The organism is Kitasatospora mediocidica KCTC 9733 (genome assembly GCF_000744225.1).
Classification (GTDB): Bacteria; Actinomycetota; Actinomycetes; order Streptomycetales; family Streptomycetaceae; genus Kitasatospora; species Kitasatospora mediocidica.
Genome location: NZ_JQLN01000005.1, coordinates 1,396,458 through 1,411,925, shown reverse-complemented (window position 1 = coordinate 1,411,925; position 15,468 = coordinate 1,396,458). Strand labels below are relative to the sequence as shown.

14 protein-coding genes and 2 tRNA genes are annotated in these 15,468 nt (G+C 70.9%); 13 read left to right on the top strand and 3 right to left on the bottom strand.

The window, feature by feature from the left end; translation table 11 throughout:
• Positions 1 to 31 precede the first annotated feature (31 nt).
• The 6 genes from gyrA (at position 32) to BS80_RS20225 (ending at position 5,943) form a co-directional block, all read left to right on the top strand.
• The gene (gyrA, locus tag BS80_RS20245; protein ID WP_035799360.1) at positions 32 to 2,656 is read left to right on the top strand and encodes a DNA gyrase subunit A; all 2,625 of its coding nucleotides are present in this window, start codon (positions 32 to 34) and stop codon (positions 2,654 to 2,656) included.
• 144 nt (positions 2,657 to 2,800) lie between these two features.
• Complete coding sequence (locus BS80_RS20240; protein WP_232246541.1) at positions 2,801 to 3,520, top strand: DUF3566 domain-containing protein; 720 nt, start codon at positions 2,801 to 2,803, stop codon at positions 3,518 to 3,520.
• Between the two features lie 236 nt (positions 3,521 to 3,756).
• Entirely contained in the window at positions 3,757 to 5,178 is a 1,422-nt protein-coding gene (locus BS80_RS20235) for an SAM-dependent methyltransferase (protein ID WP_035799358.1), read from the top strand.
• Between the two features lie 16 nt (positions 5,179 to 5,194).
• Positions 5,195 to 5,268 (top strand) — tRNA-Ile (locus tag BS80_RS20230).
• A gap of 337 nt (positions 5,269 to 5,605) precedes the next feature.
• The gene (locus tag BS80_RS42915) at positions 5,606 to 5,734 is read left to right on the top strand and encodes a DLW-39 family protein (RefSeq protein ID WP_211786189.1); all 129 of its coding nucleotides are present in this window, start codon (positions 5,606 to 5,608) and stop codon (positions 5,732 to 5,734) included.
• 136 nt (positions 5,735 to 5,870) lie between these two features.
• Positions 5,871 to 5,943: transfer RNA gene (locus BS80_RS20225), tRNA-Ala, on the top strand.
• Positions 5,944 to 6,006: 63 nt separating this feature from the next.
• Here BS80_RS20225 and BS80_RS20220 read toward each other — a convergent pair.
• Positions 6,007 to 6,852, bottom strand: a complete 846-nt coding sequence (locus BS80_RS20220; protein WP_051966825.1) for a DUF5324 family protein — start codon at positions 6,850 to 6,852, stop codon at positions 6,007 to 6,009.
• A gap of 179 nt (positions 6,853 to 7,031) precedes the next feature.
• Between BS80_RS20220 and BS80_RS20215 the strand changes: the two genes are divergently transcribed.
• Positions 7,032 to 7,556 carry a peptidylprolyl isomerase gene (locus BS80_RS20215; protein WP_035799357.1) on the top strand — a complete coding sequence of 175 codons (525 nt, stop codon included), beginning with the start codon at positions 7,032 to 7,034 and terminating at the stop codon, positions 7,554 to 7,556.
• A gap of 131 nt (positions 7,557 to 7,687) precedes the next feature.
• The gene (locus BS80_RS20210; RefSeq protein WP_083974957.1) at positions 7,688 to 8,647 is read left to right on the top strand and encodes a rhomboid family intramembrane serine protease; all 960 of its coding nucleotides are present in this window, start codon (positions 7,688 to 7,690) and stop codon (positions 8,645 to 8,647) included.
• Between the two features lie 342 nt (positions 8,648 to 8,989).
• Here the strand turns inward: BS80_RS20210 and crgA are convergent, their stop codons facing one another.
• On the bottom strand, positions 8,990 to 9,241 hold the full coding sequence (gene crgA / locus BS80_RS20205; RefSeq protein ID WP_035799352.1) for a cell division protein CrgA: 252 nt from the start codon (positions 9,239 to 9,241) through the stop codon (positions 8,990 to 8,992).
• Positions 9,242 to 9,420: 179 nt separating this feature from the next.
• On the opposite strand from crgA, the gene BS80_RS20200 reads away from it, so the two are divergent.
• From BS80_RS20200 to BS80_RS20180, 5 genes are all read left to right on the top strand, one after another.
• On the top strand, positions 9,421 to 10,179 hold the full coding sequence (locus BS80_RS20200) for a DUF881 domain-containing protein (RefSeq protein ID WP_083975313.1): 759 nt from the start codon (positions 9,421 to 9,423) through the stop codon (positions 10,177 to 10,179).
• A gap of 114 nt (positions 10,180 to 10,293) precedes the next feature.
• Positions 10,294 to 10,464 carry a hypothetical protein gene (locus tag BS80_RS41935; RefSeq protein ID WP_035799350.1) on the top strand — a complete coding sequence of 57 codons (171 nt, stop codon included), beginning with the start codon at positions 10,294 to 10,296 and terminating at the stop codon, positions 10,462 to 10,464.
• 60 nt (positions 10,465 to 10,524) lie between these two features.
• The gene (locus tag BS80_RS20190; protein ID WP_035799348.1) at positions 10,525 to 11,187 is read left to right on the top strand and encodes an aminodeoxychorismate/anthranilate synthase component II; all 663 of its coding nucleotides are present in this window, start codon (positions 10,525 to 10,527) and stop codon (positions 11,185 to 11,187) included.
• Between the two features lie 88 nt (positions 11,188 to 11,275).
• Positions 11,276 to 12,229, top strand: a complete 954-nt coding sequence (locus BS80_RS40910) for a class E sortase (RefSeq protein WP_051966824.1) — start codon at positions 11,276 to 11,278, stop codon at positions 12,227 to 12,229.
• Positions 12,230 to 12,288: 59 nt separating this feature from the next.
• The gene (locus tag BS80_RS20180) at positions 12,289 to 13,011 is read left to right on the top strand and encodes a class E sortase (protein ID WP_035799346.1); all 723 of its coding nucleotides are present in this window, start codon (positions 12,289 to 12,291) and stop codon (positions 13,009 to 13,011) included.
• Between the two features lie 134 nt (positions 13,012 to 13,145).
• On the opposite strand, the gene pknB is transcribed toward BS80_RS20180, so the two are convergent.
• Positions 13,146 to 15,269 (bottom strand): Stk1 family PASTA domain-containing Ser/Thr kinase, encoded by a 2,124-nt coding sequence (gene pknB / locus BS80_RS20175; RefSeq protein ID WP_035799334.1) that lies wholly within the window; start codon positions 15,267 to 15,269, stop codon positions 13,146 to 13,148.
• Between the last annotated feature and the right edge of the window lie 199 nt (positions 15,270 to 15,468).

Here is a 15,468-nt window from a genome sequence, read left to right as displayed (position 1 = left end):
CCAGTCACGCGTGAAAGGAAACTGACCACCAGTGGTCGACGACAACCGTCCCGACGGCGAGCAGCCGGACAGCACCTCCACCGACGTCTTCGTCTCCCGGGTCGAGCCGATCGAGCTCGAGACCGAGATGCAGCGCTCCTACCTCGACTACGCGATGAGCGTGATCGTCAGCCGGGCGCTCCCCGAGGTCCGCGACGGCCTCAAGCCGGTGCACCGCCGGGTGCTGTACGCGATGTACGACGGCGGCTACCGGCCCGAGAAGGGCTACTACAAGTGTGCCCGCGTGGTCGGCGACGTGATGGGCAACTACCACCCGCACGGCGACACCTCGATCTACGACACCGTGGTGCGGCTGGCCCAGCCCTGGTCGCTGCGGATGCCGCTGGTCGACGGCAACGGCAACTTCGGTTCCCCGGGCAACGACCCGGCCGCCGCCATGCGGTACACCGAGTGCAAGATGATGCCGCTGGCCATGGAGATGATGCGGGACATCGACGAGGACACCGTCGATTTCGCCGCCAACTACGACGGCCGCTCGCAGGAGCCGACCGTCCTGCCGGCCCGCATCCCCAACCTGCTGATCAACGGTGCCACCGGCATCGCGGTCGGCATGGCCACCAACATCCCGCCGCACAACCTGCGCGAGGTCGCGTCGGGCGCGCTCTGGGCGCTGGAGCACCCCGACGCCTCCAACGAGGAGCTGCTGGACGCCCTGATCGAGCGGATCAAGGCGCCGGACTTCCCGACCGGCGCGCTGATCGTGGGCCGCCGCGGCATCGAGGACGCCTACCGGACCGGCCGCGGCTCGATCACCATGCGCGCGGTGGTGGAGGTCGAGGAGATCCAGGGCCGCCAGTGCCTGGTGGTCACCGAGCTGCCGTACCAGGTGAACCCCGACAACCTGGCGCTGAAGATCGCCGACCTGGTGAAGGACGGCCGGGTGGCCGGCATCGCCGACGTCCGCGACGAGTCCTCCTCGCGGACCGGCCAGCGCCTGGTCGTCGTGCTCAAGCGCGACGCGGTCGCCAAGGTGGTGCTGAACAACCTCTTCAAGCACACCGACCTGCAGACCAACTTCGGCGCGAACATGCTCGCCCTGGTCGACGGCGTGCCGCGCACGCTGTCGCTCGACGCGTTCATCCGGCACTGGGTCAACCACCAGGTCGAGGTCATCGTCCGGCGCACCCGCTTCCGGCTGCGCAAGGCCGAGGAGCGCGCGCACATCCTGCGCGCGCTGCTCAAGGCGCTCGACATGATCGACGAGGTCATCGCGCTGATCCGGGCCTCGGACAGCGCCGACGCCGCCCGCAGCGGCCTGATGAACCTGCTCAGCATCGACGAGCTGCAGGCCAACGCGATCCTGGAGATGCAGCTGCGCCGGCTGGCCGCCCTGGAGCGCCAGCGGATCATGGACGAGCACGACGAGCTCCAGCGCAAGATCGACGAGTACAACGCGATCCTGGCCTCGCCGGCCCGTCAGCGCGAGATCATCTCCGAGGAGCTGACCGCGATCGTCGAGAAGTACGGCGACGAGCGGCGCTCCACGCTGATCCCCTTCGACGGCGACATGTCGGTCGAGGACCTGATCGCGGAGGAGGACATCGTCGTCACGATCACCCGTGGCGGCTACGTCAAGCGGACCCGCTCCGACCTGTACCGCTCGCAGAAGCGCGGCGGCAAGGGGGTGCGCGGGGCCCAGCTGAAGCAGGACGACCTCGTCGACCACTTCTTCGTGACCACGACGCACAACTGGATCCTCTTCTTCACCAACAAGGGCCGGGTCTACCGCGCCAAGGGCTACGAGCTGCCGGACGCCGGCCGCGACGCCCGCGGCCAGCACGTGGCCAACCTGCTGGCGTTCCAGCCGGAGGAGCACATCACCCAGGTGAAGGCGGTCCGCACCTACGCCGACGCTCCCTACCTGGTGCTGGCCACGCGTGAGGGTTTGGTTAAAAAATCCCCGCTCAAGGACTACGACTCGCCGCGCTCCGGCGGCCTGATCGCGATCAACCTGCGGCAGGACGAGGACGGCCGCGACGACGAGCTGATCGGCGCCGAGCTGGTCTCCGCCGAGGACGACCTGCTGCTGGTCTCGCGCAAGGCGCAGTCGATCCGCTTCACCGCGACCGACGAGGCGCTGCGGCCGATGAGCCGCGCCACCTCGGGCGTCAAGGGTATGGCGTTCCGCGAGGACGACGAGCTGTTGTCGATGAATGTTGTCCGTCCGGGCACATTTGTCTTCACCGCTACCGACGGCGGATATGCCAAGCGCACCCCGGTGGACGAGTACCGTGTTCAGGGACGTGGTGGCTTCGGCACCAAGGCGGCCAAGATCGTCGAGGGTCGTGGCTCGCTGGTCGGGGCGCTGGTCGTCGACGAGACCGACGAGATCATGGCCATCACACTTTCGGGTGGTGTGATCCGTACAAGGGTTTCCGGAGTTCGTGAAACCGGACGTGACACGATGGGCGTCCAACTGATCAACCTCGGAAAGCGCGACGCGGTGGTGGGCATGGCCCGCAACGCGGAGGCGGAGGACGAGGACATCATTGAGGACGTTGCTCAGGACGCTCCTCAGGACCACGACGGTTCGGGTCCGGCCGAGCCGGCCGACGAGGGTGCCCAGGCTCCCTCCGACGCCGGTGACCAGGCCTGACCCGACATTCGGTAGTCGGTTGCCCCCGGGAGGTCCGGGGGCGCCGACCGCCCCGGTTTCGGGCAAGTCGGTCCGATGCTGGACAGTGGAGTGACGACCAGGGCGCAGATCGCTGCTCTGGCGGGGAACTGCGGGAGGACCAGAGTGAGCGGGAGCACGGGTGCTGCGGGAGGTGCCGCGCCGGGCGGTGCGCCGTACGGAGGTGTGCCGCAGCCGCCGGCGGAGCACCCCGCGGCGTCCACCTCACTGATGTCCGCGGTGGGCGGTGGATACGGCACGCCGCCGCAGCCGGCCCAGCCGCCGAGTGGGACGGCCCCGGCGGGCTACTCCACGCCGACCACCTACACCAAGGGGCAGCCGACGCCGCCCCGCGGGACCCGGACCAGCGGTGGCGCGCCCACCGGCCCCGCCGGCACGCCCGGCGCCCCCGGTCCGCGCCGTCCGGGCACCGCACCGCAGTCCGCCCCCGGCGGGCTGGCCGGGCGGACCCGTAAGGCGCGGCTGCGGGTCACCAAGGCCGACCCGTGGTCGGTGATGAAGGTCAGCTTCCTGCTCTCGGTGGCGATCGGCATCATCCTGATCGTGGCGTCCGCGGTGCTCTGGGAGACGCTGGACTCGCTGGGCGTCTTCACCTCGCTGGGCAAGACGCTCAAGGAGGTCACCGGCTCGGGCACCGACGGCGCCACCGGCGGCCTGAACATCATGGACTACGTCGGCTTCGGCAAGGTGCTCTCGTTCACCACGATGATCGCGGCCGTGGACGTCGTGCTGCTGACCGCGCTGTCCACGCTGGCGGCGTTCATCTACAACACCGCGGCCGGCTTCACCGGCGGCATCGAACTGACGCTGGCGGAAGAGGACTGACGCGGCGTCAAACAATCTCAGCTTTTCCGTGAACCACGGAATGCACGGGTCCCACCGGCTGTTCGAGCGGTGGGGCCCGTTGGCATTCGGGTGACTGGCGTGATGGCCCGGCGTGCCGCCGGGGGGGAGCGAGCCGGTTACCGCTTGGCTGGTGGGACCTGCACGGCTACTGGTACGGCTCAGGGGGCAGAGTCGGTGCGACGGCTGCCCACCAGGTTGCTTGGAGGTTTCGCGCGATGGCACAGATCGCTCAGCAGCTCGTCGGTGCGCTGGAGGGGCTGCTCGGCACCCGACTCCCGTTCCGAATCCAGGCCTGGGACGGCAGTTCGGCGGGGCCCGCCGGTTCGCCGCAACTGGTACTGCGCAACCGCCGGGCGCTGCGCCGGCTGGTCTGGTCACCGGGCGAACTGGGCCTGGTGCGCGCCTACGTCTCGGGGGATCTGGACTTCGGCCCCGACACCGGCCTGTACGAGGTGCTGGCCGAGTTCGCGCACTTCGTCGAGCGGCCCGAGATCAAGGGCCTGCAGCTGGGCGTCTCCGAGCTGGCCGACCCCGAGACCCGGCGCGCGGTGCGGGCCCTGCTGAGCGCCGCCCTGCGGGCCGGGGCGATCGGCCCGCAGCCCGCCGCTCCGCCGGAGGAGGCCCGTCCCGCCGGCCGGGTGCACAGCCGCGGCCGGGACCGCGCCGTGATCAGCCACCACTACGACGTCGGCAACGACTTCTACCGCCTGGTGCTCGGCTCCTCGCTGGTCTACTCCTGCGCCTACTGGACGCCCGAGGGCAAGAGTCTGGAGGACGCCCAGGAGGCCAAGCTCGACCTGATCTGCCGCAAGCTGGGCCTGAAGCCGGGGATGCGGCTGCTGGACGTCGGCTGCGGCTGGGGCTCGCTGGTGCTGCACGCGGCCCGGCACTACGGCGTGAGCGCGGTGGGCGTCAGCATCTCCGCCGAGCAGGTGGCGCTGGCCACCCAGCGGGTCGCCGACGCCGGGCTGGCCGACCGGGTGGAGATCCGCCTCCAGGACTACCGGGAGATCCCGGACGGCCCCTACGACGCCATCTCCAGCGTCGGGATGGCCGAGCACGTCGGCAGCGAGCAGTACCGCACCTACGCGACCGGACTGTACGGACTGCTGGCCCCCGGCGGCCGGCTGCTCAACCATCAGATCGCCCGGCGCCCCAGCCAGCCCGGCGAGCCGTACGTCACCAGCCCCTTCATCTCCCGCTACGTTTTCCCGGACGGTGAGCTGGCGCCGATCGGCAGCACCGTCGCGCTGCTGGAGGAGGCAGGCTTCGAGGTCCGGGACGTGGAGTCGCTGCGCGAGCACTACGCCCTGACCCTGCGGGACTGGGTGGCCAACCTGGAGGCGCACTGGTCGGAGGCGGTCGGCCTGGTCGGCGTCGGCCGGGCGCGGGTCTGGCGGCTGTACATGGCCGCCTCGGCGCTGGCCTTCGAGGAGAACCGGATCGGCATCAACCAGGTCCTCGCCGTGCGCACCGGCCCGGCCGGCGCCAGCGGCCTGCCGCCCACCCGCGAGCAGTGGCTGGCCCGCGCGGAGGCGGCCGCGGACCTCGCCAGGTCCCCTGAGCTGCGCGTTGCGATCGGCGGTCCGAGCGGGTCGGTGGACCCGGATTTGGGAGATCGGCCGGAGGTCCGCTAATCTTTGAGTGCGGCAAGGGCCTATAGCTCAGACGGTTAGAGCGCTTCCCTGATAAGGAAGAGGCCACAGGTTCAAGTCCTGTTAGGCCCACCTGCGAGAACGGCCCCCATACTCACGCGAGTATGGGGGCCGTTCTGTGTTGCGGCGCCAAGGGTTCGGTGCCGCAGGTTCGGGGCCGCGCGGTGGCCGGGCGGCGGCCGGTTTGGGCCGACCGGGAGGCGCGGCGTCAATCCGTCGTCAGGGTCAGCCGGTTGGGGCACTGCTGGCCGGTCTCGAACAGGACACGGGTGTGTATCATCGGCCGCATGGTGGTTCGTCCATTCGACCGCCGGTTCGTACTTGTACATCCGAGGACTCGCAGTCCTGGCCGGTCGGCCGGGATCCTCCTGCCGAGCCCGCCCATTTGCTAGAAGGACGAGGTCCCGCGGTGAAGAAGCTCCTCCTGGTCGCCCTGGTCGCCCTCGGCGGCTTCTTTGTCTACCGTCAGGTCCAGGCCGACCGTGCCGAGCAGGACCTGTGGACCGAGGCCACCGACCCGATCCCGGCCGGTCGCTGAGAATTCGGATGCGGACGGCGGGGGGCCCCTTCGGGCCTCTCGGTCCGCCCTCCCCGCAGTGCTGCCGGGATACCTGCTGAAGATTCTCCGCAGGACCCGGTACGCTGTTGCCTGACGGCGCCAGCCGGGCCGTCGAGGGGCTTTAGCTCAGTTGGTAGAGCGCTGCCTTTGCAAGGCAGATGTCAGGAGTTCGAGTCTCCTAAGCTCCACAGGTTCCACAGCACGAAGGCCGACCCGGTGATCCGGGTCGGCCTTCGGCGTCTGGCGGGCCGTCAGTGCGGCTTGCGCGGGTCGTGCGGCTTGGGGTGGTCCTCGGGGGTGCCGGCGGTGTGCGGGCCCGGTGTGGGGCCGGGGGCCGGGGGCTCGGGGGCCGAGCCGTTCAGCGGGGCGGTGCCGGCGCCGGTGGCGGAGGCACCCAGGTCGCTGCTGGCCGGGTGCACGGTGTTCGGCGGGCCCTGCACGGCGGGCGGCTCGACCAGCCACTCCGGCTCGCTCTGCTTGCGCCACCACTGCCAGATCAGCACGCCGCTGCCGACCGCCACGGTGCCGGCGATGGCCAGCCCGGTGGCGAGGCCGTTGCGGTGGGCCTTCTTGGCGTTCTTCGCGGCCAGCCGGTTGATCTCCTCGGCGCTCACGTTGCCGTGCAGGGCGGTGAGTGCGGCGTTGCCGCGCAGCTGGGCCTCCTGGACCAGCGGCACGGTGGCCGCGCGGGCGTCGTCCAGCGCGCTGCTGATTCTGGGCAGGGTGCTCGTCCTGGCGTGGGCGCCGGCCCGGTCCGCCGAGTGCTTGGCGGCCAGCGCGGCCTCCTGGGCGCGGTGGACGGCCCGCAGGGTGCTCTCCTGGGCCTTCGGGGGCAGCGAGGCGAAGGCGTGCTCGACGTGCGGGGCGACGTGCTTCACGTAGCCGACCCGGGCCGTGTGGGCGGCCTGCAGGCTGCCGGCCTTGGCCTGGCCGGTGGCGGCCTCGAACCGGGGCCCGAGCGCGTCCAGCGCCGGACCGAGCCGCTGGCGGGCCTCGTCCGCGTAGTGCGCGGCGGTGTCCTTGGCCCCTGCGGCGTAGGGCGCCAAGGTCTCCAGGGTCTTGCCTGCGTTCTCGCGGGCTGTGTCCAAGCGGGTCACGAGATCCTCCTCCTGGGGGTGGCGTCTCTATGCACCTATCCACCTGATTGAAGATCATGCATCCTGATTTGTCCCCTTGCATCACAGGCTGGGCCGTCTGCGGACGGTGATTCGCATGTCGGGCGAGGGGTGCGTGGGAGGATTCCGGGGTCAGTGACGTAGACAGAGAGGTACCTCCCGTGGCCGAGAAACTGTTCGCGACCCTCAAGACGAACCACGGCGACATCGTCATCGAGCTCCTGCCCAACCATGCGCCGAAGACAGTGCGGAACTTCGTCGAGCTGGCCGAGGGCAGCCGGGAGTGGGTCGACCCGAACTCCGGGGAGAAGTCCACGGGCCGGCTCTACGACGGGACGGTCTTCCACCGGGTGATCAGCGGTTTCATGATCCAGGGCGGCGACCCGCTGGGGAACGGCACCGGCGGCCCGGGCTACAAGTTCGCGGACGAGTTCCACCCCGACCTGGCCTTCACCAAGCCGTACCTGCTGGCGATGGCCAACTCCGGCCCGGGCACCAACGGCTCGCAGTTCTTCGTCACGGTGGCTCCGACCGCCTGGCTGACCAACAAGCACACGATCTTCGGCGAGGTCGCCGACGCCGAGAGCCGCAAGGTCGTGGACCAGATCGCGGGCCTGGAGACCCGGCCGGGCGACCGTCCGGTCGAGGACGTGGTCGTCGAGTCGGTGGAGATCAGCCGCCGCTGACCGGTGCGGCTTCCCGCAGGGAGGCCTGAACAGCAGCCGGGCCTTGACGCCCGGCAGTAGCCTTGGCGGTCCCGGTGGTACTCCGTACGGCGGAGGCGTCACCGGGATCCGTCATGAGGAGGAGTGCCCGGATGGTCCAGGACGAGCCCGGTCGGCCCGATCCGAGCAAGCCGCAGCCCGATGTCGCAGCGGCCGAGCCGCCGGCTGCGGGTGCGCCCGGCTCGGCGCAGCAGCCCGGGTCCGCGCAGCCCGCGCACGCGCTGCCGGGCTGCTACCGGCACCCCGAGCGGGAGACCGGGATCGGCTGCTCGCGCTGCGGCCGGCCGATCTGCCCGCAGTGCATGGTGAACGCCTCGGTCGGCTTCCACTGCCCGGAGTGCGTCAGCGGCGGTGCGGCGCAGGTGCGCAGCGCGACCACGCGCTTCGGCGGCCGGCCGGTCCAGGACGGCGCGCTGGTCACCAAGATCCTGATCGGGATCAACGTGGTGGTCTTCGTACTGGCTGCCTACCTCTACAAGCCGCTGCAACAGGACTTCCTGCTGTTCAGCGTCAAGCAGTACGGCTACCGCTACGGCGTGGCCGCCGGTCCCGACCAGTGGTACCGGCTGCTGACCGCGACCTTCCTGCACGTCCAGCCCTGGCACATCGCCTCCAACATGCTGGCGTTGTGGTGGATGGGCCCCACCGTCGAGCGGGTGCTCGGCCGGGTGCGCTATCTGGCGCTGTACCTGGTCTCCGGCCTGGCCGGCAGCGCACTGGTCTACCTGGTGGCCGGCGACGCGGTGGCCTCGCTGGGCGCCTCCGGGGCGATCTTCGGGCTGTTCGGCGCCACGGTGGTGCTGTACCGGGCCGCCCGGCAGCCGCTGGGTCCGGTGGTCGCGCTGATCGTCTTCAACCTGGTGATCACCTTCTCGGTGCCCGGGATCGACTGGCGCGCGCATGTGGGCGGGCTGGTGGCCGGTGCGCTGACCGGGATCGGGATGATGCACGCGCCGCGGGCGAACCGGAACCTCGTGCAGGCGGGGACGGTGGTGCTGATGCTGGCCGTCGTCCTGGGGATGGTGCTGGTGGAGACGGCGCGCCTGAGTTGACTCGGGCGGCCGGCGCGTGCTGGGTGGGCGGGGTTGTCCACAGTGGTTGGGGGCCGCTGCACAGGCCGGCCGCCAACTCCCGCGCCGAGAGCCGGTCTACGCGCGTCTGCCTGCTGCTTCGACGTCTCGGACGGTGGTGGACGAAGCACTGCTCCGGGCGTGGTATGCACCGGGCCGGAAAAGTTATCCACAGACTGGGGGTACTTTTCCCCACTGTGGATAACTGTGTGGATAAGCACATCGCAGAAGCGGCGTCGGCTGTCGCCGAAAGGCGCCGGACAGCACGACGTGCCGCCTCGCCCGAGGGCGGAGCGGCACGGGTGGACGGGCGTCAGGCGGCCGTTACTTCCACTGCGTGGAGAGGCCGAAGCCGGCGGCGATGAAGCCGAAGCCGGCCAGGATGTTCCAGTTGCCCCACGCGTGCACCGGCCAGGTGCCGCCGGTCACGTAGAACGTGACGATCCACAGCAGCCCGATCAGGAACAGGGCGAGCATCGCCGGGGCCACCCAGCTTCGCCCGCTGCTGATCTTGACAGCGGTCGCCGAGACCGGCGGGGTGTAGTCGGACTTCTTGCGGAGTCGAGACTTCGGCACGAGGGGATCTCCTGTCGATGCGCTGTGGACCGCGCAGGGCTCAGCGGGGCGGGGCGGCTGTGGGGACCGGGTTCGTACGGGAGGTACTCCGCACATGCCACCGGCGTCCGTTAGCGTAGTGGCTCGCCGGGTCAGAAGGAGATAAGGGTACGGTGCAGAATTCCTCGATTCCCGGAGAGATTCCCCACGTCCAGGCTCCGACGCCCCGCCGACCGGTCCGATTTGTCGGGCGTGCCCTGACCTGCGGTGTTTTCGCACTGGCCGGTGTGCTCTTCTACGTCAGCGCGCACGCCGCCAACGGCATCGACCTGCGCACGGACAACTCGCTGCTGGGGCTGAGCGACGTCATACAGCAGCGCAGCGACCAGAACCAGCAGGCCCAGTCCGACCTCACCGCCCTCCAGCAGCGCGCCGACCAGTTGGCCGGGCAGCAGGCCCAGAGCCCGGCCGACGCCGGCCGGCTCGCCACGCTCCAGCAGGAGTCCGGCCTCACCCCGTTGCAGGGCCCCGGACTGACCGTCACCCTCAACGACGCGCCGCCCAACGCCACCGCCCGCGTCCCGGGCGTCCCCGAGCCGGGCGTCAACGACCTGGTGATCCACCAGCAGGACATCCAGGCCGTGGTCAACGCGCTGTGGCGCGGCGGCGCGGCGGGCATCCAGGTGATGGACCAGCGGCTGATCTCCACCAGCGCGGTGCGTTGCGTCGGCAACACGCTGCTGCTCCAGGGCCGGGTCTACTCACCGCCGTACGTGATCAGGGCGGTCGGCCGGACCGCCGAGCTGAAGGCGGCGGTGGAGGGCGACCCGTCGATCCACAACTACCTGCAGTACGTCAACGCGTACGGGCTGGGCTGGAAGGTGCAGGAGAGCACCGAACTGGCCGTGCCCGGCTACACCGGCACCACAGACCTCCAGGTCGCCACGGCGCAGCCGTAGGGCCCCGCGGGTAGCACGGCGTGCGTGGCCTGCGCGGGAGATCGGCCGCAGCCGCCGACGCGCACAGGTGGGAGGTCTACTCTGGTTCCCACTGCCCATCACCTAGGGAGCACCATGTACGGCTGGATCTGGCGCCATCTTCCGGGCAACGCCCTGGTACGGGCCGTCATCTCGCTGCTGTTGGTGCTCGGCGCGGTCTACGTGCTTTTCCAGTACGTCTTCCCCTGGGCGGAACCGCTGCTCCCCTTCAACGACGTCACAGTCAACAACGGCGGTGCCGGCTGACCGCCGCCCGCCCGGCCGCTCTGATCCCCCGTACCCCGCACCACACCGGAGTTAGCGCGAATGACCCCGCCTGTCACCGCCCCGCGGATCCTCGTGGTCGACAACTACGACAGCTTCGTCTTCAACCTGGTCCAGTACCTGTACCAGCTCGGCGCGACCTGTGAAGTGGTCCGCAACGACGCGGTGACGGTCGAGGAGGCGGTGCACCGCGACGGTGACCGCGGCTTCGACGGCGTGCTGCTCTCCCCCGGCCCGGGCGCGCCCGAGGAGGCCGGTGTCTGCATCGACATGGTGCGCCACTGCGCGGACACCGGGCTGCCGCTGTTCGGCGTCTGCCTGGGCCTGCAGTCGATCGCGGTCGCCTACGGCGCGGTGGTCGACCGGGCGCCCGAACTGCTGCACGGCAAGACCTCGCTGGTCACGCACGAGGACGGCGGCGTCTTCGCCGGGCTGCCCTCGCCCATGACGGCCACCCGCTACCACTCGCTGGCGGTCGAACCGGCCACCGTGCCGCCGGAGTTGGTGGTCACCGCACGCACCGAGAGCGGGGTGATCATGGGTCTGCGGCACCGCGAACTGCCGGTCGAGGGCGTGCAGTTCCACCCCGAGTCGGTACTCACCGAAGGAGGGCACCGGATGCTGGCCAACTGGCTGGGGCAGTGCGGCGACCCGGAGGCGGTCGGCCGCTCGGCCGGCCTCGCCCCGGTGATCGGCCGGGGCTGAGACCGTGACGGCGGTGCGTCCGGAGGGGCGCCGGGACACGGGGTACGGACAGCCGCCGTACACAGACCCGGAGCCGGACGGCTGGGGCGTGTACGAGACTGCCCAGCTCCCGGTGATCGAACCCCAGGAGTTCTACCGGCCCGGCCCGGGCCAGCAGCAGGGCGAGTACCCGTGGCTGGCCGACCAGACCCTGCAGCTGCGGACGATATCCGTGGACGCGGACCCGACCGAGCCCGTCTCCTCCCCGGACGGCCGGGCCGACCGGCGCCGGGCCCAGGGCCGGATCTCGGTGCGCTCCGGAAACGGCCGCAGGCGGGCCGTGGGGCGCCGTTCGACGGTGGCCCGGCCCAAGGAGTCCAAGGGCGTCATCGCGGCCCGGATGGTCGGCGAACTCTGCATCACGCTCGGCCTGGTGATGCTGCTCTTCGTCTCGTACCAGCTGTGGTGGACCAACGTGCAGGCGGACGCCTCCGCCAACAGCGCGCGCAACAAGCTGGAGCAGCAGTGGGCCACTCCGGCCACGCCGGCGCCCGGCGCCCCCGCGCCCAAGGACCCGGGGGTCTTCGCCCCGGGGCAGGGCTTCGCGATCCTCTTCGTCCCCAAGCTCGGCCTGCAGTACCCGATCGCCGAGGGCACCGACACCGAGAAGGTCCTCAACAAGGGCCTGGTCGGCCACTACACCGGCACCGCGATGCCGGCCGACGCCAGCGGCAACTTCGCCGTCGCCGCCCACCGGACCACGCACGGGCAGCCGTTCCGCCGACTGGCCGAGCTCGGCCCGGGCGACAAGATCGTGGTGGAGACCGCCACATCCTTCTACACCTACGAGGTGGAGGGCGGCATCCCGGAGACCTCGCCGACCAATGTGGCGGTGCTTCAGCCGATCCCGAAGGGCTCGCCGTTCGCCCAGCCGGGCCGCTACATCACGATGACCACCTGTACCCCCGAGTTCAGCGCCAGGGGGCGGCTCATCGTCTTTGGCAAGATGATTGCCGAACAACCGAGGAGCCAGGGGCAGCCTCCGGCGCTGACCACCTCCTAGGCCCTAGGACGCGGACGGCCCGCCGAGCGGCCCGCGGCCACAGCGCGAGGCGGGACCACGTGAGGCAGCAGCGGACAGCAGCCGGGCGAACGCGCGGCCGTGGGGCGGCGCTGCTGGGCGCCGTGGGGGAGCTGCTGCTCACGCTGGGGGTGGTGCTGGCGCTCTTCGTCGGCTACTCGCTCTGGTGGACCGACCTGGTCGCCGACGGCCGTTCCGGGCAGGCCGGCGACCGGCTGCGGCAGGCCTGGACGGCGCCGTCCGCCGCCGCGTCACCCGCTCGGGCGTACCGGACCGGTGACGTCGTGGGGTTCCTGCACGTGCCGGCGATGGGCAGGGACTACCAGGTGCTGATCCGGATGGGGACCGGGCTGGATGTCCTCAACGAGGGTGTGGCGGGGGTCTACCAGGAGCCCTACCCCTCGGCGCTGCCCTGGGACGCCGCCGGCAACTTCGCCCTCGCGGCGCACCGGGACGGCCACGGCGCCAAGTTCCACGACCTGGACGACGTCGGCAAGGGCGCGGCGGTGGTGGTGGAGACCCAGGACCACTGGTACGTCTACCGGGTGGACGCCACGCTCGACCAGACCTCCAAGTACGACACCGGCATCGTCGCCCCGGTCCCGGAGGGCTCGCCCTACCGCGGGCCCGGGCGCTACATCACCCTGACGACCTGTACGCCGGTGTACACCTCGCGCTACCGGATGGCGGTCTGGGGCAGCCTGGTCCGGGTCGACCCGATGGACGCCCACCGGACGCCTCCGCCGGAGCTGCGGGCCGGCTGACGGGGCGTCCGGACCGCCTCAGGCGGTGGAGCCGACGGTGGCGGGTGAGGGCGGGCGGTGCTGACGGCGCGCCGGGGAAGCCCGAAGGGGCTGTCGACGCCGTGGCGTCGACAGCCCCTTCGGAGGGTCAGCCGTCAGTTGTTGCCGTTCGGGGATGTCGTGGTGCCCCCGTTGCCGAAGGGCGGGGAGCCGAAGGCGCCGCCGATGGGCCCTTTGGTGTTGCCGCCACCGGGTGACGTGGTGATCACGATGTTCATGCTCGGGTCGACCAGCTGGTTCGGACCGGGGTTCGTGGTGACCACGATCGCGTTGTTGTCGCTGGGGCCGTTGTAGCTGAAGCCGAGACCGGCGTTGCGCAGCGCGGCGGTGGCGTCCTTCACCGACTTGCCGGTGACGTCCGGGACCTGGATCTTCGCCGGGGCGGCGTAGATGATCAGCGTGATCTTCGCGCCCGGGGCCGCCTTGCCGTTGGCCGCGGGGCTCTGCGAGGCCACCGTGCCGACCACCTTGCTGGGGTCGGTGGACGGGGTGGTCTTGGAGGAGTCCACCGCGAAGCCGGCGTCGGCCAGCGTCTGGGTGGCCACGTCGGTGGTCTGGCCGACCACGGAGGGGACGGCCACCTTGCCGGGACCCTGCGAGATGGTCAGCGTGATGGTGGCGCCCGCCGCGGCCGGGCTGCCGGCCGCCGGGTTCTGCGAGATGACCGAGTCCTGCGGGACGCTGGGGTCGTTGGCGTACTGCGGGGTGCCCAGGGCGAAGCCGGCGCCGGTCAGCGTCTGGTTGGCGGCGTCCTTGGGCTTGCCGGTGACGTCCGGGACGGGCGTCTGGGCCGGGCCGCTGGAGAGCTGGACGGTGATCGTGGAGCTCGCGGCGACCTTGGTGCCGGTGGCCGGCTCCTGCTTGCAGACCATGCCGGAGGGCTGGTCCGGGCAGGCGACCGGGGCGCCCTGGGTGACCTGGAGGCCGGAGTTCACGGCCTGCGCGGCGGCCTGGGCGTCGGCGAACGACTTGCCGGTCAGCGTCGGGACGGTGACCTGGCTGCTGCCGCCGGGGCCCTTGAACATCGCGCTGGCGACGAAGAACGAGCCCACCAGGACCAGCACGGCCGCGACGGCCAGGATGATCCAGGAGGTGTTGCTCTTCTTCGGCTGGTCGTCGCGGCGGCGCCCGGCACGGCCCTGGCCGTCGTCGTTTCCGCCGCCGTAGCCGTCGTAGTCGTCGTTCTGGTAGCCGCCGGGGCCCTGGCCGTAGCCCTGCGGGCCGCCGACCGGGGGCAGCATGGTGGTCGGCGCGCCGCCGCCCTGCTGGGGCAGCAGGTTGGTCTGGCCGTACGGGTCGTGCTGCTGCGGGTAGCCGTTCTGGTCGTAGCCGTAGCCGCCCATGCCGTAGGCGGCGGCCTGCTGGGCGGCGGCGACCGGGAGGCCGTCGAGGAAGCGCTCGATGTCGTCGCGCATCTCGTCGGCGCTCTGGTAGCGGTAGTCGCGGTCCTTGGCGAGCGCCTTGAGCACGATCGCGTCGACCTCGGGGCGGACCTCGGGGTCGTAGGCGGACGGCGGCTGGGCCTCCTCGCGCACGTGCTGGTAGGCCACCGCGACCGGCGAGTCGCCGACGAACGGCGGCCGGACGGTCAGCAGCTCGTACAGCAGGCAGCCGGTGGAGTAGATGTCGGATCTGGCGTCGACCGTCTCGCCCTTGGCCTGCTCGGGGGAGAGGTACTGCGCGGTGCCGATCACGGCCGAGGTCTGGGTCATCGTCATGCCGGCGTCGCCCATGGCGCGCGCGATGCCGAAGTCCATCACCTTGACGTTGCCCTGGCGGGTGAGCATCACGTTGGCGGGCTTGATGTCGCGGTGCACGATGCCGGCGCGGTGCGAGTACTCCAGCGCCTGCAGGATGCCGATGGTCATCTCCAGCGCGCGCTCCGGCAGCAGCCGGCGCCCGGAGTGCAGCAGTTCGCGCAGCGTGGAGCCCTCGACGTACTCCATCACGATGTACGGGATGGAGATGCCGTCGATGTAGTCCTCGCCGGTGTCGTACACGGCGACGATCGCGGGGTGGTTCAGCGAGGCCGCGGACTGCGCCTCACGGCGGAAGCGGGCTTGGAAGGACGGATCCCGGGCCATGTCGGCCCGGAGCGTCTTCACTGCGACGGAGCGGCCGAGCCGGGTGTCATGGCCGAGGTAGACCTCGGCCATGCCGCCGCGTCCGAGGACGCCGCCGAGCTCGTACCTGCCGCCGAGGCGACGAGGCTCTTCCATAGTTCCGACCCTCTCCCTCACCGGCCGGTGAGGATGTGACGTAGGTGTCCCCGCACGCTCTGAAGTGACGCTGTCCTCGCCACGGTGGTTCTGTGACTCCCGTCCCACACCGGAGCGGGGCGGGTACTTCAGGGCACACTCGCTGCTTGCGGATACGCTACCGGGCGCGTGCGGCACAACTCGACACGCCCGCCAGCTG